Origin of the sequence: Stenotrophomonas sp. ESTM1D_MKCIP4_1 (assembly GCF_003086895.1) — a bacterium.
In the GTDB taxonomy this organism is placed as follows: Bacteria; Pseudomonadota; Gammaproteobacteria; order Xanthomonadales; family Xanthomonadaceae; genus Stenotrophomonas.
This window is the reverse complement of the sequence record NZ_CP026004.1, coordinates 1,069,646-1,095,186: the sequence shown is the minus strand read 5'-3', so window position 1 is coordinate 1,095,186 and position 25,541 is coordinate 1,069,646. Positions and strand designations below refer to the sequence as shown.

25 protein-coding genes are annotated in these 25,541 nt (G+C 68.1%); 17 read left to right on the top strand and 8 right to left on the bottom strand.

What is annotated here, in order from left to right:
* Entirely contained in the window at nt 1-1,197 is a 1,197-nt protein-coding gene (locus tag C1924_RS05160) for an FAD-dependent monooxygenase (RefSeq protein ID WP_108764327.1), read from the top strand.
* 12 nt (nt 1,198-1,209) lie between these two features.
* On the opposite strand, the gene C1924_RS05155 is transcribed toward C1924_RS05160, so the two are convergent.
* Nucleotides 1,210-1,536 carry a hypothetical protein gene (locus tag C1924_RS05155; RefSeq protein ID WP_108764326.1) on the bottom strand — a complete coding sequence of 109 codons (327 nt, stop codon included), beginning with the start codon at nt 1,534-1,536 and terminating at the stop codon, nt 1,210-1,212.
* 153 nt (nt 1,537-1,689) lie between these two features.
* On the opposite strand from C1924_RS05155, the gene C1924_RS05150 reads away from it, so the two are divergent.
* The 12 genes from C1924_RS05150 (at nt 1,690) to C1924_RS05095 (ending at nt 14,664) form a co-directional block, all read left to right on the top strand.
* The gene (locus C1924_RS05150) at nt 1,690-2,229 is read left to right on the top strand and encodes a GNAT family N-acetyltransferase (protein ID WP_108764325.1); all 540 of its coding nucleotides are present in this window, start codon (nt 1,690-1,692) and stop codon (nt 2,227-2,229) included.
* On the top strand, nt 2,226-2,558 hold the full coding sequence (locus C1924_RS05145; RefSeq protein WP_079220947.1) for a non-heme iron oxygenase ferredoxin subunit: 333 nt from the start codon (nt 2,226-2,228) through the stop codon (nt 2,556-2,558). The genes C1924_RS05150 and C1924_RS05145 overlap by 4 nt, the downstream gene beginning before the upstream one ends.
* Nucleotides 2,559-2,777: 219 nt before the next feature.
* Nucleotides 2,778-3,179, top strand: a complete 402-nt coding sequence (locus tag C1924_RS05140; protein WP_108764324.1) for a hypothetical protein — start codon at nt 2,778-2,780, stop codon at nt 3,177-3,179.
* Nucleotides 3,180-3,295: 116 nt separating this feature from the next.
* Nucleotides 3,296-5,620 carry a catecholate siderophore receptor Fiu gene (locus tag C1924_RS05135; RefSeq protein WP_108764323.1) on the top strand — a complete coding sequence of 775 codons (2,325 nt, stop codon included), beginning with the start codon at nt 3,296-3,298 and terminating at the stop codon, nt 5,618-5,620.
* A gap of 51 nt (nt 5,621-5,671) precedes the next feature.
* Entirely contained in the window at nt 5,672-6,349 is a 678-nt protein-coding gene (locus tag C1924_RS05130) for a Fe2+-dependent dioxygenase (protein WP_108764322.1), read from the top strand.
* A 176-nt stretch (nt 6,350-6,525) separates the two neighbouring features.
* Nucleotides 6,526-6,927, top strand: coding sequence for a hypothetical protein (locus C1924_RS05125; protein WP_108766973.1), 402 nt, complete (start codon nt 6,526-6,528; stop codon nt 6,925-6,927).
* A 156-nt stretch (nt 6,928-7,083) separates the two neighbouring features.
* Nucleotides 7,084-9,504, top strand: coding sequence for a TonB-dependent receptor (locus tag C1924_RS05120; protein WP_108764321.1), 2,421 nt, complete (start codon nt 7,084-7,086; stop codon nt 9,502-9,504).
* Between the two features lie 429 nt (nt 9,505-9,933).
* Nucleotides 9,934-10,572, top strand: a complete 639-nt coding sequence (locus C1924_RS05115) for a PepSY-associated TM helix domain-containing protein (RefSeq protein WP_108764320.1) — start codon at nt 9,934-9,936, stop codon at nt 10,570-10,572.
* 29 nt (nt 10,573-10,601) lie between these two features.
* Complete coding sequence (locus C1924_RS05110; RefSeq protein ID WP_108764319.1) at nt 10,602-11,120, top strand: DUF2271 domain-containing protein; 519 nt, start codon at nt 10,602-10,604, stop codon at nt 11,118-11,120.
* A gap of 116 nt (nt 11,121-11,236) precedes the next feature.
* Nucleotides 11,237-12,040, top strand: coding sequence for a DUF4198 domain-containing protein (locus C1924_RS05105; protein WP_108764318.1), 804 nt, complete (start codon nt 11,237-11,239; stop codon nt 12,038-12,040).
* 51 nt (nt 12,041-12,091) lie between these two features.
* Complete coding sequence (locus C1924_RS05100) at nt 12,092-13,063, top strand: FAD:protein FMN transferase (RefSeq protein WP_108764317.1); 972 nt, start codon at nt 12,092-12,094, stop codon at nt 13,061-13,063.
* Nucleotides 13,060-14,664 carry a sulfite reductase subunit alpha gene (locus tag C1924_RS05095; protein ID WP_108764316.1) on the top strand — a complete coding sequence of 535 codons (1,605 nt, stop codon included), beginning with the start codon at nt 13,060-13,062 and terminating at the stop codon, nt 14,662-14,664. Before C1924_RS05100 ends, C1924_RS05095 begins: the two co-directional genes overlap by 4 nt.
* A 75-nt stretch (nt 14,665-14,739) precedes the next feature.
* On the opposite strand, the gene C1924_RS05090 is transcribed toward C1924_RS05095, so the two are convergent.
* The 4 genes from C1924_RS05090 to C1924_RS05075 all read right to left on the bottom strand — a co-directional run bounded on the left by C1924_RS05090 (nt 14,740) and on the right by C1924_RS05075 (nt 17,974).
* Complete coding sequence (locus tag C1924_RS05090) at nt 14,740-15,375, bottom strand: HutD family protein (RefSeq protein ID WP_108764315.1); 636 nt, start codon at nt 15,373-15,375, stop codon at nt 14,740-14,742.
* A gap of 34 nt (nt 15,376-15,409) precedes the next feature.
* Nucleotides 15,410-16,066 carry a murein L,D-transpeptidase catalytic domain family protein gene (locus C1924_RS05085; protein ID WP_254051260.1) on the bottom strand — a complete coding sequence of 219 codons (657 nt, stop codon included), beginning with the start codon at nt 16,064-16,066 and terminating at the stop codon, nt 15,410-15,412.
* Between the two features lie 86 nt (nt 16,067-16,152).
* A complete protein-coding gene (locus tag C1924_RS05080) occupies nt 16,153-17,208 on the bottom strand; it encodes a L,D-transpeptidase (protein WP_108764313.1) in 1,056 nt (351 codons plus the stop codon).
* Nucleotides 17,209-17,578: 370 nt separating this feature from the next.
* Nucleotides 17,579-17,974, bottom strand: coding sequence for a helix-hairpin-helix domain-containing protein (locus C1924_RS05075; RefSeq protein WP_254051214.1), 396 nt, complete (start codon nt 17,972-17,974; stop codon nt 17,579-17,581).
* Between the two features lie 133 nt (nt 17,975-18,107).
* Between C1924_RS05075 and C1924_RS05070 the strand changes: the two genes are divergently transcribed.
* The 4 genes from C1924_RS05070 to murU all read left to right on the top strand — a co-directional run bounded on the left by C1924_RS05070 (nt 18,108) and on the right by murU (nt 21,736).
* Nucleotides 18,108-19,601, top strand: a complete 1,494-nt coding sequence (locus C1924_RS05070; RefSeq protein ID WP_108764311.1) for a M20 family metallopeptidase — start codon at nt 18,108-18,110, stop codon at nt 19,599-19,601.
* A 69-nt stretch (nt 19,602-19,670) separates the two neighbouring features.
* Nucleotides 19,671-19,940, top strand: a complete 270-nt coding sequence (locus C1924_RS05065; protein ID WP_108764310.1) for a GlsB/YeaQ/YmgE family stress response membrane protein — start codon at nt 19,671-19,673, stop codon at nt 19,938-19,940.
* Nucleotides 19,941-20,000: 60 nt separating this feature from the next.
* Nucleotides 20,001-21,026, top strand: a complete 1,026-nt coding sequence (locus tag C1924_RS05060; protein ID WP_108764309.1) for a phosphotransferase — start codon at nt 20,001-20,003, stop codon at nt 21,024-21,026.
* Nucleotides 21,026-21,736 carry an N-acetylmuramate alpha-1-phosphate uridylyltransferase MurU gene (murU, locus tag C1924_RS05055; protein ID WP_108764308.1) on the top strand — a complete coding sequence of 237 codons (711 nt, stop codon included), beginning with the start codon at nt 21,026-21,028 and terminating at the stop codon, nt 21,734-21,736. The genes C1924_RS05060 and murU overlap by 1 nt, the downstream gene beginning before the upstream one ends.
* A gap of 770 nt (nt 21,737-22,506) precedes the next feature.
* Here murU and hda read toward each other — a convergent pair.
* Genes hda through C1924_RS05035 form a run of 3 tightly spaced genes read right to left on the bottom strand, consistent with a single transcriptional unit; the run spans nt 22,507 to nt 25,510 of the window.
* Complete coding sequence (gene hda / locus C1924_RS05045; protein ID WP_108766972.1) at nt 22,507-23,214, bottom strand: DnaA regulatory inactivator Hda; 708 nt, start codon at nt 23,212-23,214, stop codon at nt 22,507-22,509.
* Entirely contained in the window at nt 23,214-24,386 is a 1,173-nt protein-coding gene (locus tag C1924_RS05040) for an AI-2E family transporter (RefSeq protein WP_108764307.1), read from the bottom strand. Before C1924_RS05040 ends, hda begins: the two co-directional genes overlap by 1 nt.
* Entirely contained in the window at nt 24,383-25,510 is a 1,128-nt protein-coding gene (locus tag C1924_RS05035) for a DUF2066 domain-containing protein (protein ID WP_254051213.1), read from the bottom strand. The genes C1924_RS05040 and C1924_RS05035 overlap by 4 nt, the downstream gene beginning before the upstream one ends.
* Nucleotides 25,511-25,541: the final 31 nt, after the last annotated feature.

The following is a 25,541-nucleotide window of genomic DNA, read 5'->3' as shown; positions in this document are numbered from 1 at the left end:
ATGGCCACACACACCCCACACGCGCTGATCAGCGGCGCCGGTATCGCCGGCCTGGCCGCCGCCTGGTGGCTGCAGCGCATCGGCTGGCGCTGCACGGTGATCGAACAGGCACCCGGCCTGCGCGATGGCGGCCACATGCTGGGGCTGTCCGGCCCCGGCCTGGCCACGGCGCGGCAGATGGACCTGGTCGATGCACTGCAGGCCGTCGCCTTCCCCGACATGGGCCTGCACGTGTACCGCGACCGCAACGACCGCGAGATCCTGCGCATGGATTACCGCACCCTGCTGCGCGACATGCAGTGGATCACCCTGCGCCGCGGCGATCTGGTGCGCACCCTGTACCAGCGCGTAGCCGACACGGTCGAGGTGCGCTTCGGCCAGCGCATCACCGCCGTCGCCCAGGACGCGCATGCCGTGCAGGCCACCCTCGACGACGGCAGCGTGCTGCATGCCGATCTGCTGCTGGCCGCCGATGGCGTGCATTCGTGGCTGCGCCAGCAGCTGTTCGCCGCCGATGCCCAGGCGTTGCAGCCACTGGGCTACCGCTATTCGTCGTATGAGATCGACGACCCGCAGCAGCTGGCCGAGCAGTTCGTCTCCTACCCCGAACCGGCGCTGCAGAGCGAGTACTACGCACTCGGGCACGGCCGGCTGGCCGCGCTGCATGTGTGGCGCAGCGAGGACTGCGGTGAAGTAGCCAGCCCGGCGCGCGTGCCGTTGCTGCAGCAGGTCACCGCACGCAGCAACCGCTTCGTGAGCTACGGCCTGCAGCACGCGGCCAGCGACAGCCCGGTGGTCATCGACGATCTCGCCCTGGTCACCCTGCCGCGCTGGCACACCGGGCGCGTGCTGCTGATGGGCGATGCCGCGCACAGCCTGTCGCTGATCTCCGGCCAGGGCGCCGGCATGGCCCTGGCCTCGGCCAGCGTGCTCGCGCAGGAACTGCAACGGGGGGCGGACCTGCCGCAGGCCGAAGCCATTGCCGCCGCACTGGAACGGCATGACCAGCGCCTGCGGCCGACGGTCCTGCGCCTGCAGCAGCGCAGCCGCCGCCTGGCCCCGGCCTTCGTGCCGGCCAAGGCCTGGTCGTTCCACCTGCGCAACCTGGCCCTGCGGGCAATGCCCGACGCCATGCTGCGCAGGTTCTTCCTCAACGGCCTGAAATCCGAGGCCGAAGCGATGGCGGCACTGGCCTGAATCCAGCTGGGGTCAGATCCCTTTCGCACCGCGAAAGGGCTCTGACCCCATCACGTGCAGAACCCGGCCGCGCGCAATCGTCTTTCCCTCCCACAGCGAGACATCCGCGCCCACGTTCGCCACGGCAAGCGCCTCCTCCGGGGATAGAAACGCAACGGGAAGTTCGTAGCTCTCCCCAAGCACGGCGCGTCCTTCCCGCAGCAGCAGGCGGCAATCAAGTGCACGGCCCGCCACGAACAGCGGGCAGGCGTATACCTGCCCCACGATGTCACCCTGCCTCCCACCCTCGGCGCTCGACAGGAAGCGAACAGAGACAACAGCGTCGAATCGCATGGTCATGCCCTCAAGATCCTCCCTGGATCCACGTTCCCATAGTGCCGCCGTTTTCGCAGGGATGGGGCCAGAGCCCTTTCGCGCTGCGAAAGGGATCCGACCCCGTCCCATTATCCCGCACCATTTTGCGGGCGCCCCTGCCCCACCTAGAATGGCGGCATGAGCACCCTGACTTTCCGTGCCGCCACGTCGGCCGACATCCCCGCCCTGATCACCCTGGTCACCTCGGCCTACCGCGGCGACGCCAGCCGTGCCGGCTGGACCACCGAGGCCGACCTGCTGGACGGCGCGCGCATCGATGCCGAGGGCATCCAGGGCGACCTGGATCGCCCGCGCTCGACCATCCTGCTGGCTGAGCGCGAGGGCCGCATCGTCGCCTGCGCCCACGTTGCCGATGTCGATGGCAAGGGCTACTTCGGCATGTTCTCGGTCGACCCGGCCCAGCAGGGCGGTGGCGTCGGCAAGCAGCTGATGGAGGCGGCCGAAGCCCATGCCGCGCGCGAGTGGAACGTGCCGGTCATGCAGATGACGGTGATCGACGTGCGCGACGAACTGATCGCCTTCTACGAGCGCCGCGGCTACCAGCGCACCGGCATCAAGAAGCCGTTCCCTTATGGCGACGAGCGCTTCGGCATCCCCAAGCGCGACGACCTGCGCTTTGAAATCCTGGAAAAGCCGCTGGCCGGGGCATCGGCATGAGCGAGGCCTGGACCTTCGTCTGCGCCGGCGCCGAGCTGCTGCCGGGTGAAATGAAGAGCGTGTTCGATGAAGTGACCGGCACGCCCATCGTGGTGTTCAACCTCGATGGCGAGCTGTATGCGCTGGAAGACCAGTGCACGCACGAGGAATTCGAGCTGTCCTCGGGCGAGTTCAACACCGCCGAAGGCAGCATCGAGTGCGTGCTGCACGGCGCGCGCTTTGATGTGCGTGATGGCCGCGCCCTGTGTGCCCCGGCCTACACCGCCGCGCCCAAGTTCCCGGTGAAGCGCGAACACGACGCCATCTGGACCCGCGACGACCGCGAGTGACCCGAGCGTGGGCAGGCCCGAGCGCCTGCCCCCGCCCACACCGACCGTTATCCACCGATAGGGTGGATCTACTACAGATTGGCCACCCGCGCCCTCTGAGCGCCCTCCCAGCACCCCTGCTTACCGCTCAGCCGCCACTGCCAAACTCGCAGATGCGAATCATTATCGTTGGTGTTATCCTGCGCGCCTGATTCGTAACGGTTTGTAACGGACCGCACCGTGGCTTCGCCTGCACCCATCGCCGCGTTGTGCCTGCTCGCCCGTCAGGGGTGGCCGCTGCTCGTGGCCGCGCTGCTGGCACTGTGGCTGGGTTGGTCGGCGCTGCAGGAAGGCCGCCGTGTATCCGGGGACGCAACCCTGTCCCCGTCTGCAGCGGCGCTGGATGAACACGCCAGTGGGCGTGCCGGCGAATCGCCACCACCCGAGCCCTTGGCCCCGCGCATCGAATCCGGCCCGGAAGGCAGCCACCACGACAGCCCGCCGCTGCTGAACCGCCTGTGCCTTCTCGTCCCGCTGTCGGGCCCACAGACCCTGCGCCTGCCTGTGCGCGCCGCAGCAGCGGTACGCCTGGCGGTCCGTCTTCAGCCGCCCTCGCATGCACCTCCAGCCCTGCTGAGCTGAGCCGCTGCGCCGGCACCGGCGCAGCCCCCGCGTTTTCGTACCGGATTCCCCCGCGCCAACCGCCCTGCCGACCGCCGCGTCGACGGGGCCTTCCTGCCCCTGGCAAAGCCCATCCCATGACCTCGATCAAGAGCCGCAAGCACGCCTCTCCGCTTCGTTCCCTGCCCCTGGCCACCGCCAGCCTGGCCGCCGGCCTCGGCCTGGCCGCGCTGCCCGCCGTCGCCATGGCAGACGCCACCGACAACGCCCGCACCCTCGACAAGATCGACGTGCATGCCACGCGCGGCTACAAGGCCGACAAGGTGGCCTCGCCGAAGTTCACCCAGCGCCTGCAGGACACCCCGCAGACCATCCAGGTCATCACCAGCGATCTGTTCAACCAGCAGGGCGCCACCACCCTCACCGAGGCACTGCGCAACAGCCCCGGCGTGGGCACCTTCTATGCCGGTGAGAACGGCAACACCACCACCGGCGACGCGCTGTTCATGCGCGGCTTCGACACCTCCAACAGCCTGTACGTGGACGGTGTGCGCGACCTGGGCTCGATCTCGCGCGATGTGTTCAACATCGAACAGGTGGAAGTGACCAAGGGCCCGGCCGGTACCGACAACGGCCGCTCGGCACCGACCGGTGCCATCAACCTGGTCAGCAAGCAGGCCAACCTGCAGGACGCGACCTCGGCCAGCGTTTCGCTCGGCAGCGACCAGCAACGCCGTACCACCGCCGACTGGAACCAGTCGCTGGGTGCCACCAGCGCGCTGCGCATCAACGGCATGTGGCAGGACAGCGACCAGCCCGGCCGCGACCACGTGCAGAACAAGCGCTGGGGCATCGCGCCGTCGCTCGCGTTCGGCCTGGGTACCGCCACCCGCTACTACCTCAACCTGCTGTATGTGAAGCAGGACAACGTGCCCGACGGCGGCGTGCCGACCCTGGGCCTGCCGGGCTGGACCCCGCAGCCGACCCTGGAGGCGCTGGCCGGACACCCGGTCGATCCGGAGAACTTCTACGGCACCCGTGCCGACCACGATGACGTGACCGCGCAGATGGCCACGTTCCGGTTCGAGCACGACTTCAACGACAGCGTGCGCCTGACCAACACCGCGCGCTGGGGCCGCACCGAGCAGGACTATCTGCTCACCGCCTTCATGGGTACCGGTGTGCGTGGTGCGAACGGACGTCCGACCGGCAACATCACCTATACCAACCCGGCCGACCTTGCGACCTACACGATTGCGCGCAGCCTGCCGACCTTCAAGGACCAGCGCAACACGATCCTCACCGACCAGGTGAACCTGCGCGCGGACTTCACCACCGGCGCGGTGGGCCATGCCCTGAGCGCCGGCCTGGAATTCACCCGCGAAGAACTGGACAGCTACGGCCAGGCCGCGACCGGTGGCACCAGCTGGCCGGCCGCCAACCTGTACAACCCGGACTGGAATGTCACTGGCCTGAACTGGGCGCACAACGGCGCCGATGCGCACGGCAAGACCACCACCTCGGCGATCTACCTGTTCGACACCCTCTCCTTCGGCGAGAGCTTCCTGCTGACCGCAGGCGTGCGTGCCGACCATTACAAGACCGAGTACGCCAGCGCCTCGGTGTGTGGCGGCCGTGGCGGCCCGGTGTGTGGCAGCAACCCCACCGGCACCGTGCTGCGCAACCCGACGCTGGACGCGTCCGATACCCTGCTGAACTGGAAGCTGGGCGCGCTGTACAAGGTGGGTGACACGGTCAGCGTGTACACCAACTACGCGCTTTCCCAGCAGCCGCCGGGCGGTGCCAACTTCCAGCTGAGCAGCTCGGCCAGCAGCGCCGACAACCCCAAGCTGGACCCGCAGAAAGCCAAGACCTTCGAGGTGGGCAGCAAGTGGGCCTTCATGGAGGATGCGCTGGCGGTGAACCTGGCGCTGTTCCAGACCGATGTGGAAAACGAAATCAACACCACCGTGCTGGACGATGCCGGCAACCCCACCCAGACCGGCAGCAAGCGGGTGAAGGGTGTTGAGCTGTCCGCCGTGGGCCGCGTGACCGAGAACTGGTCGATCAGCGCTGGCTACAGCCACTTGAACACCGATGTGAAGGATGGTGCCAAGGTGGCCGCCGATGGCACCAACAACCTGGTCTATACCCCGGACGATACGTTCACCGGCTGGACCAGCTACGCGCTGCCGCATGGCATCACCGTGGGCGGCGGCGTGCGCTATGCCGCCGGCATGCACCGCGGCACCGATGGCGCCGTCGGCACGCCGGCATTCACCAAGTCCTACACGGTGTACGACGCCATGGTCTCGTGGGCGGTGAACGATCACGTGTCGCTGCGCTTGAACGGCTACAACCTGTTCGACAAGCAGTACGTGGCCAGCATCAACAAGAGCGGCTACCGTTACACCCCGGGTGCACCGCGCACCTTCCTGCTCAGCGCGGACATCCGCTTCTGATGGCAAGGCGCGGGGGAGCCCGTCTCCCCCGCGCATCACCGAGGAACGCCCATGCTGCTGCACATTCCCAACGTGCTGGCGCCTGAAGAGATCGCCCTGGTCCGCCAGCGCCTGGACGCGGCCGACTGGGCCGATGGCCGCGAGACCGTCGGCGCGCAGGGCGCACAGGTCAAGCACAACGAACAACTGCCTGATGCCTCGCCGCTGAAGGCCGAACTCGGGCAGCGCGTGCTCGCCGCACTGGGTCGCAGCCCGTTGTTCTTCGCTGCCGCACTGCCACTGAAGATTCTGCCACCCCGCTTCAACCGCTACATCGGTGGCGGCACCTACGGCTTCCACGTCGATGGCGCGGTGATGAACCTGGGCCATGGCGAACAGCTGCGTTCGGACATCTCCTGCACCCTGTTCCTGTCCGCGCCGGAGGAGTACGACGGTGGCGAACTGGTGATCAGCGATACCTACGGCGAGCACGAAGTGAAGCTGCCGGCCGGCGACCTCATCGTGTACCCGTCCAGCAGCCTGCACCAGGTCAACCCGGTCACCCGCGGTGCGCGCGTAGCCTCCTTCTTCTGGGTGCAGAGCATGATCCGCGACGATACGCAGCGGCGCCTGCTGTGGGAGATGGACACCTCCATCGAACGCCTGCGGCAGACTGGTGGCGATGCAGGCGCGGTGCTGCAGCTGACCGGCGTGTACCACAACCTGCTGCGGCGCTGGAGCGAAGTCTGAGCGCGGCGTCGAGCCACGACGCAGTTTTGACAATCGTTCTCATTTGCAACTGCTAACAGCTCTCATTACAATCACGCCCCGTTGACGCCGGATGGTCCGGCGTAGCCCAGGGGTAGCCCGCTTTGCGTCGCCCGTTCCGCCCTCGCCCGCTTCGCCTCGTGCAGTTCGGTACCGCCATGCGCGGTCATCGCCCTGCACTGGCCAGCCTGTTGGCGTGGGTGGCGATGCTGGCGTTGCTGCTCGGCACCCTGCCGCTGCTGCCGCATGGGCACGCTGACGCCGCCACACAGGCCTGGCAGCCGCCCTTCGAGGGCCGGGGCGGTGAAGTGCCGGTGGAAGAAGAGGCCCCGGCCAAGCTGCGCCGCTGTGCCTGCACGCCGACCAAGGCCGCCGAAAAAGCACCCTCGCCGCCCCTGCTGCTGGCCAGCCAGTGGCTGCGCAGCGAACTGGATCTGGTTCCCCTCGCCCCGGCCCGCGCCGGGGTCCGTCCGCACTGGCCCTTGGCCGCACCGGACACGCCCTGGGCCGACGCGCCCGGGCGTCGCCAGCAACGCGGCCAGGCGCCCCCGCTGGCCTGATCTCCGGCGCTTCGTGACCGCCCGCGCGGTCGCGCCCGCGCGCCGCTGCCTGCTTCACCCCCGTCTACATCCCTGCCGCCCCTGACCGGGCTCCCTGTGCATGCCGCGCATTCCGCGCCGGCATCGCGCCCTTCTGCATCCGTCGAGGTTACTGCCATGGCCCAGCGCCATCGTGTCCGTTCGCCCCTGTCCCGCCACCTGCTGACCAGCGCCGTGCTGGCTGCATTCGCCAGCCCCGCCTTCGCCAACAGCGCCTCCGCGCCGCAGACCCTGGATACGGTGGTGGTCACCGCATCGGGCTTTGAACAGAAGATCACCGATGCCCCGGCCAGCATTTCGGTCATCACCCAGGAAGAACTGACCACGCGTCCTTACATGACGCTGCTCGATGCGGTGCGCGACCTGGAAGGCGTGGACGTCGGCGAAACCCGCGACAAGACCGGCCAGGGCACCATCTCCATGCGCGGCATGGGTTCGGACTACACCCTGATCCTGGTCAATGGCCGCCGCCAGAACAACCACGGCGACATCTACCCGAACAACTTCGGCGGCAACCAGTTCAACCACATCCCACCGCTGGATGCGATCGAACGCATCGAGGTCATCCGCGGCCCGGCCTCCACCCTGTACGGCGCCGACGCCATGGGCGGCGTCATCAACATCATCACCAAGCGCTCGCTGGACCGCTGGAGCGGATCGGCCACGCTGGGTGGCACCTTTGAAACCGATGACCAGTTCGGTGACGACCGCACCGCCGATGTGTATGTCACCGGGCCGCTGGTGCCCAATGTGCTCAATCTTTCCGCGCGCGCAAGCTGGTACGACCGCGATGCGTCCAACCCGGTGTACAGCCCCGTGCTCGACCCCAGCGGGGTGGCGCACGACCGTTCGCTGGGCTTCGGCGGCGGCGGCAAGACCGTGGACAACACCAACAAGGCCGGCGGCATCAGCCTGGACTGGAACATCAGCGATGCGCAGCGCCTGACCCTGGATTACGACACCTCGCGCCAGGAGTACGACAACGCGATCAAGATCAACGATGCCGGTGAAGAGGAATACCCGGTCGGCACCGTGGACAGCATCAGCAGCATCTGGCGCAGCAGCAACTTCTGCCGTGGCGCCAGTGGCGCCAATGCCAACGCCTGCCGCAGCAACGGCGGTACCTGGTCGCGCCGTGCCGATCCGCGCGTGGGCTACAGCCCCAGCCAGGAATTCACCCGCGATGCGTGGGCCATCACCCACGAAGGCCGCTGGGGCTTCGGCAACAGCCTGGTCTCGCTGTCGCACGTCGCCACCAACAACGAGGGCCGCACCATGCCCTTCACCGTGGCCGAACGCGAACACCTGCTGCAGATGATCGATGCCACCGGCCCGTATGCCGGCATGGCGCTGGCCGATCGCCGCGCCCTGGCCGCGTCGACCTTCCTGCCGCGCCCGGCGCGCACGCTGGAAAGCGCGCAGTACACGCTGGATGCGAAGCTCGACATTCCCTTCCAGGCCGCCGGCCAGCACGTAGCCGTGGTCGGCGCGCAGGTCATCCGCGGCGAGCTGACCGACGGCGTGTTCGGTACCGAGCGTGGCACCCCGGGGCTGACCCAGGACCACAACATGTACTCGCTGTTCGCCGAGGACACCTGGACCGTGCTGGCACCGCTGGCCATCACCTACGGCCTGCGCTACGACGATCACGAAGTGTTTGGCGACCAGCTCAGCCCGCGCCTGTACGGCGTCTACACCGTCAATGACGCCTGGACGGTGAAGGGTGGCATCAGCACCGGCTTCAAGACGCCCAAGACCACCCAGCTGTACGACGGCGTCACCGGCTTCGGTGGCCAGGGCACCTCGCCCATGTTCGGCAACCCCGACCTGAAGCCGGAAACCAGCACCAGCACCGAACTGGCGGTGTACTGGCAGCACCCGGCCGGGCACAGCTTCAACGCCACCGCCTTCCACAACCGCTTCGATGACAAGATCGCTTCGCAGCCCTGCGGCGCGGCACTGACGCTGTCGTGCAGTTCCACCGGTGAGTATGCCGACCTGGGGTATGCCAGCAGCACGCGCACGGTCAATATCGACGAGGTGGTGATCCAGGGCGCCGAAGTGGCCGGCCGCTGGAACATCAGCGACCAGTTCAGCCTGCGCGCGAACTACACCTTCACCGACAGCGAGCAGAAGAGCGGCGCCGAGAAGGGCCGCCCGCTGGGCAACAGCGCGCGGCACATGGCCAACGCCACTTTCGACTGGCGCGCCAGCGAACGCTTCAACGTGTTCCTCACCGCCGAAGCACGTTCCAAGCGCTACGGCGGCATCAGCACCGTGACCGGCGAGGAACGCTACTACAAGGATTACACCGTGCTGCACCTGGGCGCCTCGTTCGAGGCCACCGAATGGCTGACGGTCAATGCCCGCATCAACAACCTGCTGGACCGCGACTTCACCACCTACCAGACCTACTTCACCGATCTGGATGGCGATGGCATCTACACCGATGACACCAACGAAGTGCTGTTCGAGGATGACTACAACAACAAGGACAAGGCACGCAGCGTCTGGGTCAGCCTGAACATCCGCTTCTGATCGTGGCAACCGGTAGTGCCGGCCGCTGGCCGGCATTGCCTGATCCACCCCATCCACCCCATCCACGCACGGCGTGGATCTACCCGCACTCTCCGGTAGGGCCGGCCGCTGGCCGGCATTGCCCTGATCTGGCCCCTCCACCCCATCCACGCACGGCGTGGATCTACCCGCACCCTCCGGTAGTGCCGGCCGCTGGCCGGCATTGCCCTGATCTGGCCCTTCCACCCCATCCACGCACGGCGTGGATCTACCCGCACCCTACGGTAGTGCCGGCCGCTGGCCGGCATTGCCATGATCCGCCCCATCCACGCCATCCAGGCACGGCGTGGATCCACCCCGTCACCCGCACGGGATACACAACGACATCTAATTGCGAGCCATTCTCATTAATGCTGTAATGGCCAGTCTTCACCCTTCCCGAAACACACCGTGAGCCGTCCTGCCTCGTCCGCCGTGCAGCAGCAACAAAGCCGTGGCTTCTGGCTGCGTACGCTGCACCAGTGGCACTGGATCAGCTCGGCGATGTGCCTGATCGGCATGCTGCTGTTCGCTGCCACCGGCCTGACCCTGAACCACGCGGCGAAGATCGAAGCCAAGCCACAGGTGCAGAACCAGCAGCTGGAACTGCCGGCCACGCTGCTCGGCACGCTGGGCGACCGCGAAGAGGGCAACGCGCCGATTCCGCTGCCCGTGCGGCAATGGCTGGATGCGCAGCTGGACATCGGCATCGGTGGCCGCCCGGCCGAATGGTCGCCGGAGGAAATCTACCTGTCGCTGCCGCGCCCCGGTGGCGATGCCTGGCTGAGCATCGACCGCGAAAGCGGTGCGGTGGAATACGAATCGACCTCCCGCGGCGTGGTGTCCTACCTCAACGATCTGCACAAAGGCCGCAACGCCGGCCCGGCGTGGGGCTGGTTCCTGGACCTGTTCGCGGTGGCCTGCCTGGTGTTCTGCATCACCGGCCTGTTCCTGCTGCACCTGCATGCGCGGCAGCGGCGCATGACCTGGCCGCTGGTCGGCCTGGGCCTGATGATCCCGCTGCTGATCGCCCTGCTGCTGATCCACTGACCTCTCACCGTTCCCCTCGGAGCCGCCCCATGCGCGTCACCCTCACCATCGCCCTCAGCGGGCTGCTGGCCACCTCGCCGGCCTACGCCGCCACCCTCGACATCAACGTCGAAGTGCCCAAGCTCAACGTCGCCGAGTACCACCGCCCGTATGTGGCCGTATGGCTGGAAGGCGCCGACCAGAAGGTGGCTGCCAACCTGTCGGTCTGGTACCAGCAGACCGGCAACAGCGAGGGCCATGGCACCAAGTGGCTGCCCGACCTGCGCCAGTGGTGGCGCAAGAGCGGCCGCACCCTGCAGGTGCCGGTGGACGGCGTGACCGGCCCCACCCGTCCGGCCGGCAAGCACGCGCTGTCCTTCACCGACCAGCAGCCGGCACTGAAGCAGCTGGCCCCGGGCAACTACACCCTGGTGGTAGAAGCCGTGCGCGAAGTCGGCGGCCGCGAACTGCTGAAGATCCCCTTCACCTGGCCGGCCACCGCCGCACAGACGGGCAAGGCGCAGGGCGCCACCGAACTGGGCCAGGTCACCCTCGCCGTCAAGCCGTAACTGCCTGAGCCGGGGTCAGAGCCCTTTCCGCTGGAAAGGGATCCGACCCCGGGGTCGGATCCCTTCCGCAGGAAGGGCTCTGACCCCACCCACCCAACGTCCCTGGAGTCTTCCGCATGAAGCGCACGCTCGTCCTAGCCGCCGCCCTGGCCGCTGCCCTTCCGTTCTCGGCCCTAGCCCACAAGGCCTGGCTGCTGCCCTCGCAGACCGTCATCGCCGGCAACGCGCCGTGGATCACCGTCGACGGTGCGGTCTCCAACGACCTGTTCTATTTCAACCACGTGCCACTGCGCCTGGAATCGCTGGTCATCACCGCACCGGACGGCAGCAGCGTGCAGCCGCAGAATGCGGCCACCGGCAAGTTCCGCAGCGTGTTCGACCTCGAGCTGAAGCAGCAGGGCACCTACCGCATCGCCTCGGTCAATGACGGCCTGTTCGCCACCTACGAACAGAACGGCGAACGCAAGCGCTGGCGCGGCACCGCGGCCACCTTCGGCGAGCTGCCCAAGGATGCGAAGAAGCTGGAGGTAAGCCAGTCGGTGGGCCGGGTGGAAACCTTCGTCACCAACGGCGCGCCGAACGACACCGCACTGAAGCCGACCAACCGTGGCATCGAACTGGTGGCGGTGGGCCATCCGAACGATCTGTTCGCGGGCGAAGAAGCGACCTTCCGCGTGCTGGTGGATGGCAAGCCGACCGCCGGCCTGGAATTCGAGATCGTGCGTGGCGCCACCCGCTACCGCAACGCGCAGGACGAGCTGAAGCTGACCAGCGATGCCAAGGGCGAGATCAAGGTGACCTGGGCGGAAGCCGGCATGTACTGGCTGGAAACCGGCACGGAAGACACCAAGACCTCGGTGAAGCAGGCCGCCAAGCGTCGCCTGAGCTACGTCGCCACGCTGGAAGTGCTGCCGCAGTAACGCAGACCGCGCTGCCGGGCCACACCGGCAGCGCACTTGCAATGCCCCGCCATGACCGATTCCCCGCTCGACATCGCCCGCCTCGGCGGCACCACCATGGGCACCACCTGGAGTGTGTCGCTGGTGGCGCCACGCCAGCGCGACCTGCACCCGCTGCACGCCGGCATCCAGGCCCGCCTGGATGAGGTGGTCGCGCAGATGAGTACCTGGGACGCCGGTTCGGACCTGGGGCGCTACAACCGCGCCGCGGCCGGCCAGTGGTGCACGCTGCCCACCGAAACCCGCCATGTGCTGGCCGCTGCGCAGGCCATCGCGGCCGCCAGCGATGGCGCGTTCGATCCAACCGTGGGCCCACTGGTCGCACTGTGGGGCTTTGGCGCGCAGGCCGGCCCGCGGCGTGTGCCTGATACCGCCACCCTGCAGGCCACCCGCGCACGCTGCGGCTGGCAGCGGCTGCAGTGGCGCGATGACGCCCTGCTGCAACCGGGCGGCCTGGAACTCGATCTTTCTGCGATCGCCAAAGGCTTCGGTGTCGACCATGTGGGCGCGTGGCTGCGTGCGCAGGGCATCAGCGCTGCATTGGTTGAAGTGGGCGGCGAACTGGCCGGGTTCGGCCGCAAACCCGATGGCCAGCCGTGGCGCGTGCTGGTCGAATCCGCCCCGGAAGAAGACGCGCGCACGGACACGCCGCCGCGCGTGCTGGCGCTGGACGGCAAGGCCGTGGCCACCTCGGGCGACCGCTGGCACCAGTACCAGGCCGATGGCCAGGCCTACAGCCACAGTCTGGACCCGCGCACTGGCATGCCCGTGCGCCAGGTGGCCGCTGCCGTCACCGTGGTGGCCGACGATGCGATGCACGCCGATGCCTGGGCCACCGTGCTGACAGTGCTTGGCCGCGAAAACGGACTGGCCCTGGCCGAACGCGAAGGCCTTGCCGCACGCTATCTGGAACGCGCCCTCGACGGCGCACACGAACATCTCAGCAGCGCCTTCCAGCGCCTGCTGGATGAGCAGGCCGCATGAGCCGCCGTCCATCACGCGCCTTCCTCGGCAACCTGATCGTGATGGTGCTGCTGGCCGTGGCCGGCTATGCGCTGCTGCGCCTGCATCTGGGCGAAACCTGGTGGCAGGGTGCGCCGCCTGCGCGCCACTGGCAGGGGGCGTTGCTGGCCACGGCGGTGTATGCGCTGGCCTGTACCGCGCTGTGGTGGCGTGGCCGCCCGCGCGATGACGCCGCCGATGGCGATGTCGTTCCGCTGCTGCTGGTGTGGTCCAGCCAGACCGGCTTTGCCCGCGAGCTGGCCGAACGCAGCGCTGAGGCTCTACGCGCCGCCAGCCTGCCGGTACGCGTGCGTGGCCTGCATGAAGTCGACGCCGGCGTGCTGGCACAGAGCCAGCGCGCCCTGTTCATCGCCAGTACCACCGGCGAAGGCGATCCACCGGATCACGCCCTGCCCTTCCTGCGCCGGGTGATGAGCACCTCGCCCTCGCTGGACCACCTGCAGTTCGGCGTACTCGCATTGGGCGACCGCAGCTACGGGCACTTCTGTGCGTTCGGCCACCAGCTCGATGACTGGCTGCGCCAGCACGGCGCACACCCGATGTTCGATGCGATCGAAGTCGACAACGCTGATCCGGCCGCACTGCGGCACTGGCAGCAGCTGCTCGGCCAGATCGGCGGTGGCGCCAGCGAACTGCCCGACTGGAGCCCGGCCGAGTACCAGCCGTGGCCGCTGCTGCAGCGCGAACACCTCAACCCCGGCAGCCTGGGCGGGCCGGTGTACTGGCTGCGCCTGCAGCCACCGCCCGGCAGCGATGCGCAGTGGCAGGCCGGCGACATCGCCGAGATCGGCCCGCAGCATGCAGCGCCCGCCACCCGCGCGTGGCTGCTGGAGCGCGGCTTCGATCCGGACCTGCGACTGGACGAGGGCGATGCGCTGCTGGATCGCGTCATGCGCTCGCACCTGCCCAGCCTCGTTGCGCCGGGCAACCTGCCCGATCTGCTGGATTCGCTGCAGCCGCTGCCCCATCGCGAGTACTCGATTGCGTCGGTGATGGCCGACGGCGCACTGGAGCTGCTGCTGCGCCGCCAGCTGCGTGCCGACGGCACACCCGGCATCGGCAGTGGCTGGCTGTGCGACCACGCCGTGCTGCAGCAGCCGGTGCAGCTGCGCCTGCGCCGCAACCCGAATTTCCATGGCGTGGCAGCCGACGTGCCGCTGCTGCTGATCGGCAACGGCACCGGCATCGCCGGCCTGCGCGCGCACCTGCATGAGCGCGCCCGCAGCGGTGGCCACCGCACCTGGCTGTTGTTCGGCGAACGCTCGGCCGCCCACGATTTCCATTTCGGCGATGAACTGCAGGCCATGCAGGCCGAGGGCACACTGGCGCGGTTGGATGCGGTGTTCAGCCGCGATGGCGGCGCGCATCGCTATGTGCAGGACCGGCTGCTGGCCGAAGCGGCGACGCTGCGGCAGTGGGTGGATGAGGGCGCCACGATCCTGGTCTGCGGCAGCCTGCAGGGCATGGCCCCGGCGGTGGATGCGGTGATCGAACAGGTGCTCGGCGCCGACGGCAAGGAAGCGCTGCTGCTGGCCGGCCGCTACCGGCGCGACGTGTACTGAACGAACCATCGGGGTCGGATCCCTTTCCGCAGGAAAGGGCTCTGACCCCAACCGCAGCCGGGCACGGGCTCGGCTCTACACCACCGCATCCATGTCATGCGTGGACGCCGCCGCCGCACTCACCCGTATCGCCAACAACTCACCGCCGCCCTGCAACGCATGTCGCTGCCGCGCGCCTGCGGCCAACCACGCCGCGTCCCCGGCCTGCATCGGCGGCAGCCCGCTGTCCGCACCGAATGCCGCGTGCCCGGCCAGCAGGTACAGCGCCCAGGCCACGCCCGGTTCGCAGAAGAAGAACATCGACCCCACCAACGGCCGATGCAGCAGCTCGGCCTGCACCTGCCCGCGCTTCCACATCAGGTTGAAATCGTGGGTGGTGCCATCCACCAGCTCGCCATCCAGCGCGTCCTCGCCGGCAAAGCGCACGCGCCCATGCGGCGGCAGCACCTCGGCAACACGGCCATCGGCGAACCGCAGGCGAACGCCGTTGCCCTGCAGCAGCACCAGCTCGCGTTCCACGCCGGGGAAGGCGGAAAACGCGGCATTCTGTTCGATCTCGGCCACCGACAGGCGCAGCGCCCAGTCATCGCCCTGCGCGGGCAGGCGCAGGATCTCCCGGGTCCAGCCCAGTCCGTTGCGCCAGCGTTCGCGGCGGTAGTCCAGGCGGGAAATCACCTGGCTCGGGGTGCGCAGCAGAGCATCTATGTCCATGCGTGCATTGCACCATGCCGCGCACGTCCGCGCATCACCGGGCAGCGACGCCGCCTGCTTCACCACACTGTGGCGACAGCAGCTGCGAATGCTGCAGCCATTGCTGATCGGGGTAGTAGGCAAACACCAACGTGCCGCCACGCAGCGAGTCGATCAGCGGCCGTGACACCGACAGGCGCACCGCCGGGCAACCCAGACTGCGGCCCAGCCGCCCCTGCAGTCGCGCCATGGTCGGGTTCACATAGGGCGCACCGTGGATGACGATGGCCCGATCACGCGCCTTGTCATTGAAGCCCGGTTCCAGGCCGTCCAGCCGCAGCGAATAACCATTGCCGCCCATGTAGGTTTCCTGCGCGGTGAATGCCCCGATGCTGGACATGAAACTGCCGTCGCGGTTGGAGAAGTGCTCGGTGCGGTTGCCACCGCTGTTGCGGCCGTGCGCCACCCATTCCTCGAACAGCAACCGCTGCCGGGCCAGATCAAACACCCACAGCCGCTGTTCGGTGGAGGGCCGCGAGTAATCGATCACGCCCAGCCGTTCGGCCTTGATGCCCAGTTCCGGCCGCTGCAGGGCGCAACGCAGCGCCGTCGCCGCCAGCTTCAGCACGTGGCGGTCGGCATTGGGTGCCGTGCGCGCCAGCAGCGCGGTCAGGTCATCGGTGCTGGCAACGGCCGGCGGAGACCCGGCCATGGCGCCGCCAGCGGCAAGAAGCGCGAGCAGGCCGCAGGCCGCCTGCCAGCGCGTGCGTGAAACAGTCATGGGCACACGTGATCCACTCAGGACTTCTTCGAGGTGGGCGTGGCCGGCTCCGATTCCAAGACCGGCTGCAACCCCGATTCAGCCGCGCTTGGGCGCACCGCCGGCAGCGAAGTCACCAGCAGGGTCGTGCCCGGCACCAGCACCTGGTACAGCTGGCGGGCGAAATCGGCCGGCAGCGCCATCGGCAGCGATGGCGTGGCCAGCAGGTCCGGGGTGGCCTGCGCCCGGTCCTGGCCCAGCAGCGGGTAGGCGGTCCACTGGTGCAGGCGCTGCTGCGCGTCCAGCGGGCTGGGCGTTTCGCTGAAGCCCTGCCCCATCACGAACAGCGTGGTGCCCTGGAACGCCGGCAGTGCATCGGCGCGCAGCGGCGATTCACCGATCATCACGCCATCGCGCAGCACGTACAGGCGCTGGTCGTGCAGGCTGACCAGAATGCCGACCTGACCGCTGGGCGCGGCCGCATCATCCCACCAGGCCTTGGCCGGGCTGGCCCCTTCCGTTTCAGGCAGGGTCTGGCCACGCGCGTTTACCGGCGCCAGCACCGCCGGGTAGGCCAGGGTCATCGGCGCGCTCTTGGCATCGGCCACCACCACCGTGTCGCCGCGCTGGGTCTCGCTGAACAGCTTCTGCGCAAAGGCCTGCGGCAGGCGCACGCAGCCGTGAGAGGCCGGATGCCCGGGCAGGCTGCCGCCGTGCAGGGCGATGCCATCCCAGGTCAGCCGCTGCATGTACGGCATCGGCGCGCTGTTGTAGAGATTGGATTTGTGGTCCTTGTCCTTCTGCAGGATGGTGAACACACCGGTCGGCGTCTCATGCCCGGCCTTGCCCGAGCTGATCGTGCTCAGGCCGATGGCGATACCGTTGCGGTACACATAGGCGCGCTGCTCATCCAGGCTGACCACCAGCACGATCGGTCCGGCCGGCGACACCTCCGGGTGCCACAGGTACTCGCCAGGCTTCAGATCGGTCGGGCCACGCACCTCGGCAGTGGCAGTGGCAGGCGTCGCAGCCTGGGCCATCAGCGGCAGGGCCAGGGCAAGTGCGAGCATCAGGGGAAGACGGGGCAGGCGCATCCAGCAGGTTCCAGTCCGTGGGGAACCCTCAACCTACACCATTGGCGGTGAGGCGCCGGGCCACACCATTCCCGTTCGACAACGTGCCCATGCCAGAAAGAGAAATGCCCGGCGACACAGCCATGTGTCGTACCGGGCACTCGTTACGTCCTTGTCGGCCTGCTGCCACCCCCTCGCATCCTGCGCTGTGGGGGCGGCGTTGCATCCTGCACGCGGCCGCGTTCGTCCTGTTTATATCTCAGCCCCTTCCACAGGTCTGTGATGCCACCATCCTGGTGATTGTTGCCGCATCCCTGCGACGGTCGGTGGGCACGGCCTTCCTGTCCGTGTCCGGTGAACCAGCGTCCTGCCGGTCCCGACGATCCTGCTGTCAACGCCTGGGTACGGAGCGCACCGGTACCGATCCGGGTACCGGATCCGCTGGCAACATCGTGTTGCCGACGGTGATCCGCTGTCGATTCCGTTCGACGATGGCTGTCCCTATGCCCCTCACCTGCGTCAGGTCCTCGACGCGATGAAACGGGCCGTGTCTGCGCCGGTGCTCGACGATTGCCGCTGCCTTTACGGCCCCGACCATCGTCAATCCCTGCTGCAGCGCCTGGGCATCAGCCCGGTTGATGTCGATCGGCTCAGCGGCTTGCGCCCCCACCATCCACATCCCCAGCACCAACGCCCTGAACACGACTGACCAAGGCACGACGTGTAACTCCTTGTGGTTCTGGCCGTCCCGACCGGCAATCCCGTCGGTCGAAACAGTGTCCGTCACCACATGCGTACAGACTATCGGTTCCCGGGATTTCTAAAAGCCAGCCAAATACCCGACGTGTTGTAGGAAAAACCCTACCCCCGCCACAGGCGTAGAATGGCCGTATCACATGCCCATGCAACCGGAGTTTCAGATGGACAGCGCCAAGCTCGGCCAATTCGTCAATGACAAGTGGGACAGCGAGATCGTCCCGCAGTTGGTCGACTACATCCGCATCCCCAACAAGTCGCCCATGTTCGACGCCAACTGGGTGCAGAACGGCTACATGGAACAGGCGGTCACCCTGATGGAAAACTGGGCCAAGGCCCAGCAGCTGCCCGGCCTGAAGGTCGAGGTGGTGCGCCTGGAAGGCCGCACCCCGCTGATTTTCCTGGAAATTCCGGCCACCGGCAGCGAAACCGGCGACGACACCATTCTGCTCTACGGGCACCTGGACAAGCAGCCGGAAATGACCGGCTGGGACGATGATCTGGGCCCGTGGACCCCGGTGCTGCGCGGCGACAAGCTGTACGGCCGTGGCGGCGCCGATGACGGTTACGCCATCTTCGGCTCGCTGGCCGCCGTGCTGGCGCTGCAGGCCCAGGGCCTGCCGCACGCCCGCTGCGTGGTCCTCATCGAAGCCTGTGAGGAATCGGGCAGCTACGACCTGCCCGCCTACGTCGACCATCTGGCCGACCGCATCGGCAAGCCGTCGCTGGTGGTCTGCCTGGACTCGGGCTGCGCCAACTACGACCAGCTGTGGTGCACCACCTCGCTGCGCGGCCTGACCGGTGGCAACTTCACCGTCAAGGTGCTCAACGAAGGCGTGCATTCCGGCGATGCCTCCGGCGTGATCCCGTCCAGCTTCCGCCTGCTGCGCCAGATCCTGTCACGCATCGAGGACCAGGACACCGGCCGCATCCTGATCGAAGGCATGAACGTCGAAATCCCGGCCGAACGCCAGGCCCAGGCCAAGCGTGCCGCTGAAGTGGTCGACACCGAGATCTTCGAGAAATTCCCGATGGTCGACGGCCTGCGCCCGATGAACGAGGACCTGACCGAGCTGGTGCTCAACCGCACCTGGCGCCCGGCGCTGTCGGTCACCGGCGTGGGCGGCATGCCGCCGCTGGAATCGGCCGGCAACGTGCTGCGCCCGCAGACCTCGGTGAAGCTGTCGCTGCGCCTGCCGCCCACCGCTGATGGCAAGGCCTGCGGCGAGCTGCTGAAGGAAGCGCTGCTGCGCGACCCGCCGAACGGCGCACAGGTCACCCTGGACCTGGAAAAGGCCTCCACCGGCTGGAACGCCCCGGCCATGGCGCCGTGGCTGACCCAGGCCATCGACGACGCCAGCCAGGCCTTCTTCGGCAAGCCGGCGATGTACATGGGCGAAGGCGGCTCGATCCCGTTCATGGGCATGCTGGGTGAGAAGTTCCCGGGCGCCCAGTTCATGATCACCGGCGTGCTCGGCCCGCACTCCAACGCGCACGGCCCGAACGAGTTCCTGCACATCCCGATGGGCAAGAAGGTCACGGCCTGCGTGTCCAAGGTCATCAGCGAGCACTACGCCGCCAGCCTGCGTGGCGAGACCAGCGGTTCGCCGGTCGCTGCCGACAGCGGCACCCGCCACGGCGACCACGGCTGCTGCTGATCCGGCACCCGTGACGGACGCAGCCTGGCCTTGCTAGGCTGCGTCCACACTCAAGCGGAATCCGCGCGCATGAATGGTCTGTTCGGCAGCAGCAGCTGGCTGTACATCCTGCTGGTCGGCTTCTTCGTCGGCCTGCTGGGCCGCTTCTTCATGCCCGGCAACAACCGCATGGGCTGCCTGCTGACCATCGTGCTGGGCATCGTCGGTGCGCTGGTGGCCGGTTGGTTCGGCCAGTACATGGGCTGGTACGCCCCCGGCGAACCGGCCGGTTTCCTGGGTGCGGTGGTGGGTGCCGTCGCCGTGCTGGCGCTGATGCGGCTGTTCACCCCACGCCGCTGACCTCGCTCCCCTCTTCTTTTCTCTGAGCTTGGCGCGCCGGTCGCGCCCGGAACCCCCTGCATGACCGACCCCGCCTCCGACCCCCAGCGCAGCGCGCAGCGCCTGCAGTGGGCCCGCATCCAACTGGACGATGCCACCGCCGTGGTCGAGCGCGCCTCGGTCGATGCCGGCCTGCGCAGCTACTGGCGCACCACCAGCCGCAGCGGCAGCCACATCGTGATGGATGCCCCGCCCGGCCTGGAGGATCCGCGGCCATGGCTGCGCATGCGCGGCCTGCTGCATGACCATGGCCTGCGCGTACCGGCGCTGCTGGCGCAGGATCTGGATGCCGGCTTCCTGCTGCTGGAAGACCTCGGCGGCCCGACCCTGGCCAAAATACTGGATGAACGCAACGCCGATGCCTGGTTCGCGCGTTCCATCGACCAGCTGCTGCGGTTGCAGGCCATTGCCGTGCCCGATGATTTCGGCTGCTTCGGCGAAGCCCTGCTGCAGCGTGATGCCGGCCTGTTCGACGAATGGTTCCTGCAGCGCCACCTGGGCATCACCCTGGACGGGGCCGAGGCTGAAAGCCTGCAGCAGGCGCAGAGGCTGCTGATGGACAACGCGCTGTGCCAGGCCCAGCTGATGACCCATCGCGACTACATGCCGCGCAACCTGATGCCGGTCGACGACGGCCCGGCCATCCTCGATTTCCAGGACCTGGTGCGTGGCCCGATCGCCTACGACGCGGTGAGCCTGTTCAAGGACGCGTTCCTGAGCTGGCCGCTGCCGCGCGTGGATGCCTGGCTGGCGCACTACCACCAGCGCGCGCAGGAGGCCGGCCTGCCGGTGCCCGACCGCGCCACCTTCCTGCGGGATGCCGATTGGATGGGCATCCAGCGCCACCTGAAGTGCCTGGGCATCTTCAGCCGCCTGCGTTACCGCGACAACAAGGGCCACTATCTGGACGATGTGCCGCGCTTCATCGGCTACCTGGACGAAGTGCTGCCGCGTTACCCCGAGCTGGCAGCGCTGCAGGCGCTTCTGGACAACCGCATCAAGCCGGCTCTGGCCGAGCTGGCCGCCCCGCTGCGCGTGGTGCGCTGATGAAAGCGTTGATCTTCGCCGCCGGCCTGGGCGAGCGCATGCGCCCGCTGACCCTGCACACCCCCAAGCCGCTGCTGGCCGTGGCCGGCACACCGCTGATCGTCTGGCATCTGCAGCGCCTGGCCGCACTGGGCGTGCGCGAGGTGGTGGTCAATACCGCGTGGCTGGCCGAGCAGTTCCCGGCCATGCTGGGCGATGGCCGCCAGTGGGGGCTGCAGCTGCACTTCGTGCACGAAGGCGCGACCCCGCTGGAAACCGGCGGCGGCATCCTCAACGCGCTGCCGCAGCTGGGCGATGCGCCGTTTCTGGTGGTGAACGGCGATATCTGGACCGACTTCGACTTCGCCACCCTGCCCGCCGAACCGCAGGGCCAGGCGCACCTGGTGATGGTGGACAACCCGCTGCAGCATCTCGACGGCGATTACCGTCTGGATGCGCAGGGCCTGCTGCACCACGACCGCGCAGGACCGTGCCTGACCTACGCCGGCATCGGCATGTACCGGCCGTCGATCGTGGCGGACTGGCGCGCGGTGATCGGCGATGCGCCGGGCAGCGAACGGCAGCCGCCGAGGTTCTCGGTGGTGCCGCTGCAGAAGCATTTCATGGCGCAGGGATTGATCACGGGGCAGCACCATCGCGGGCGCTGGACCGACGTCGGGACGGTGGATCGGCTGCGCGCGCTTGACGCGGAGCTTGCGGCGAACGGCTGAGCCCCTCGTGGCTGGATGCGTGATGCGTTGGGATCACTGACGTCTGGCCGGGCGGATGGATTGCGCAGGGGACGCTGCAAGTCCCCCTCCGGGGCCCGGCCCAGCCGCTGGCGGCTGTGCGTTCGGTCGCTCGCGAAGCAGTGCTTCGCAAGCAAAGCGCCCTCACCCTTGTAAGCTCGTAGGCGCCATCCATGGCGCCTGCGCCCCTGCGCAACCCATCCGCCCGGCCTCGGACAATTTCCGTGGGCATCCAGCCACGGAAAAGAAAAAGAAAAGCAGAAGCGGGTCGCTTCGCTGCGCTTGCTCGTCTGTGTCGACCAACGGTCGACACCCACCACAAGCAAGACACGTCCATGTCCGCGACATCCACGCCGCTCACACCCCGCAAACCCACAGTGCCCCGCTTTCGACAGTTGATCGGGGGCCAGTAGATCCACGCCATGCGTGGATGAAATCCGTCAGATATCGACATACAAAATGGGGTCAGAGCCCGTTGCGCAGCAACGGGATCCGACCCCGTGCCGTTACCCCGTGCCGTTCCGACAGATCGCGGGAACCTGTCGAAGGCGGGGTGGCTCAGGTTGCGGGGGCGTGAGCGCCATGGATGGCGCGACCGAGGCTACAGGGACGTACTTGCGCCGTCCCCCGCAACCTGAGCCGCCCCGCCTCCCCCCAGGAAGCCAGCATTTGACGTTGACGTTGACGTTGCCGGCCAGCGGCCGGCAGGACCGCGGGTGCAGGGCAGCAGCCCTGCAAAGAAAACCCTACCCTCAGTAGCGAGGGCGGCCTTCTTCCAGTACCTGCCGCAGGAACGGCACCGTGATCCGCCGCTTGGCTGCCAGCGACTCGCGGTCCAGCCAGTCCAGCAGCGTGATCAACCCACCCAGCTCGCGCCCGGTGTGCGACAGCAGCCACTCGATGGCCGCCTCGTCGATCGCCAGCCCGCGCCGCAGCGCGCGCTCGCGCAGTACCGCCGCGCGGCCTTCCTCGTCCAGCGGCTGCAGCAGCACCCGCACGCACTGGCCCAGCCGCGAACGCAGGTCCGGCAGCACCAGCCCCAGTTCGCCCGGCGCGTGCTGCGCCGTGTACAGCACCGTCACCCCCGCCGCGCGCGCGCGGTTGTGGAAGTCGAACAACGCAATCTCGTCGTCGCGGTGGCCCGCCACTGCATCCAGACCATCCAGCGCCACCAGCTCGCGCTGCTCCAGCCCGTCCAGTGCCGCTGCCACCCGGCCGACCGCGCCCGCCAGCGGCACATACGTCGGCAGGCGACCCGCCTGCTGGGCGCTGGAACACATCGCCAACGCCTGGTGGGTCTTGCCCGTGCCCGCCGCGCCTTCCAGGTAGACCCAATCGTGGCTGGCGCCCACCGCGATCGCACGCAGCTGCGCCAGCGCGCCGTCCGGCGCGCCGATGAAGGTCTCCAGGCGCTGGTCCCGCGGGTAATGCAGGGCCAGCGGAAGTTGCGGCACACCAATCACTTCGGGTCCGGGCCGTTCTCGTAGGGGTCGAGGATGATATGGGGTGCGTCGATCACGCCATCAAGCACGATCGCCGGCTTCTCGCCGACATACAGCTCGCTCTGGCGGTAGCGCTGGTGCGCATAGCGCAGCAGCACGTTGCTGACCGCCGCCACTGGCAGCGCCAGCAGCATGCCCAGGAAACCGAACAGCTGGCCACCGGCCATCACCGCGAAGATCACCGCCACCGGGTGCAGACCGATCTTGTCGCCGACGATGCGCGGGGTCAGCACGTAGCTTTCCAGCAGCTGCCCCACCGTGAACACCACACCGACCAGGAGCAGCAGCTTCAGGTCGATGCCCTGTGCCTGCACCAGTGCCGCCACCACGGCCATCACGATGCCGGTGGTCGCGCCCAGGTAGGGGATGAAACTGATCAGGCCGGCCACCAGGCCGATCAACAGGCCCAGCTTCAGGCCGACCAGCGACAGACCGGCCGCGTAGATCACGCCCAGCGCCACCATCACCAGGAACTGGCCGCGGATGAACGCACCCAGCACATCGTTGGATTCGCGGGCCAGATTGCTGATCGTGCCGATGTGGTTGCGCGGGATCACCGAGGCCACCCGCTCGACCAGCTTGTCCCAGTCACGCAGGAAGTAGAACGCCAGGATCGGCAGCAGGGCCAGGTTGACCATCCAGGTCACCACCGTGAAGCCCGAACGCGAGACATAGCCCATGAAGGTGGTGGCGAAGCCGCCGGCCTGCTGCCAGTGGCTGCGCACCCACTCGATCAACCGGTCCGAGTCCATCCACTGCATCACTTCCAGGCCGGTTTTCTGCTCGAACCAGGGAATACCGGTCTGCATCAGCCACGCCTGGGCCTGCGGCACCGCGGCCATCAACGTGGTGATCTGGCGCTCGATCATCGGCACCAGCACCAGCAGCAGCGCGGTGACGACCAGCACCATGGCCACGAACACCAGCACCACGCCGGTATTGCGGGAACGCCCGGTGGCTTCGATGCGGTCGACCAGCGGGTCGCCCAGCCAGGCCAGCGCCAGGGCCAGCACGAACGGGGTCAGGATGGGCGCCAGCAGCCACACCACCCAGCCGATCAGCAGGGCGACGGCCACGTATTTCAGCCGTCGCAGGAACTGCGCGATTTCCGCTTCCGGGGATTGGATCATCGCAGTCGGTACTCGTTGCTGACCGGAGCCGGCTGCGGAGCGCCGGTCGTGTCATCGATCGGCGCCGGCAGGGCCGGCAGGGGCGCCGACGGCACCAGTACGCCGTTGTCACCCAGCATCCGGTTGAAGCCGGCCAGGCCGGTGGTCATTTCCAGGTTCAGTTCCAGGCGGTCGCCCGACGCCCGCAGCGGGGTGACGTTGCGCACCACCGGCACCTCGCGCAGGCCCGCGGCCAGGCGCAGGTACTCATCGGTGCTGTTGATGCCGGTCACCACCACGCGGTAGATACCCGCTGCACCGGTCGCCGCGCCGGCCTTGGCGTAGCGCTTGACCAGGGCGTCGGCGGCGCCATCGGCACCGGCGGCCATCGCGCGCATGGCGTTGGCGTCCTTGCTGGTCCACTTGTTCAGTTCGCGGCCGTTGTCGACGAACACCCAGTCCGCCTGCCAGCCACCGTCGGCGCGGTAGAGCTTGCCGATCAGCTGCATCGGCGGCGAGTAACGGGCGGAAGCGCGGGCCACCGCGGCACTGTCCTGGCGCCAGATGGCGCCGGCGAGGGCCTGTTCGGCCGCACCGCCGCTGGGCAGGCCCAGCTTGTAGCCGCGCTCGATGGCACGGTTCAGCAACGGGCGGGCCGCATTGGCCTGCTGCACGCTGACCAGGCGCGGGCCGCTGCCGTCGTCCACGGCCAGCCAGACCACCGGCTTCGGCCGCGGCTGCGGCCACAGCGGCAGGCCCAGGGCCGACACCAGCGCATCGACGTCATCTTCGCGGAATCGGGCCACCAGCAGGGTCCGGTAGCTGGGTGCGCCACTGGCGCCCACGCTCTGGTCCTGCTTGAAGTCGTAGCTGGCCACGTAATCCTTGGCATTGCGCAGGGCCTGCGCCACACCGGGGCGCGCCATTACGCCGCGGTCGCCGGACAGCTTGCCCAGCACCACGCCCAGGGCACGGGCCAGGCCACCGTTGCGGTCAGCCTCGGCCTGGCTGTTGACGGGCACTTCTGCCTCGTAGGCACCACTGGCGGTGGCGACATCTCCCTCGGTGCGAAGGCCGCTCTGGGCCATCGTGGCCACCGGCAGGCACAGCGCGAGGAGCAGGGTGAGAATAAGGCTGCGGCGCATCAGGACATCCATTGGCTCGACGTATCCGGGG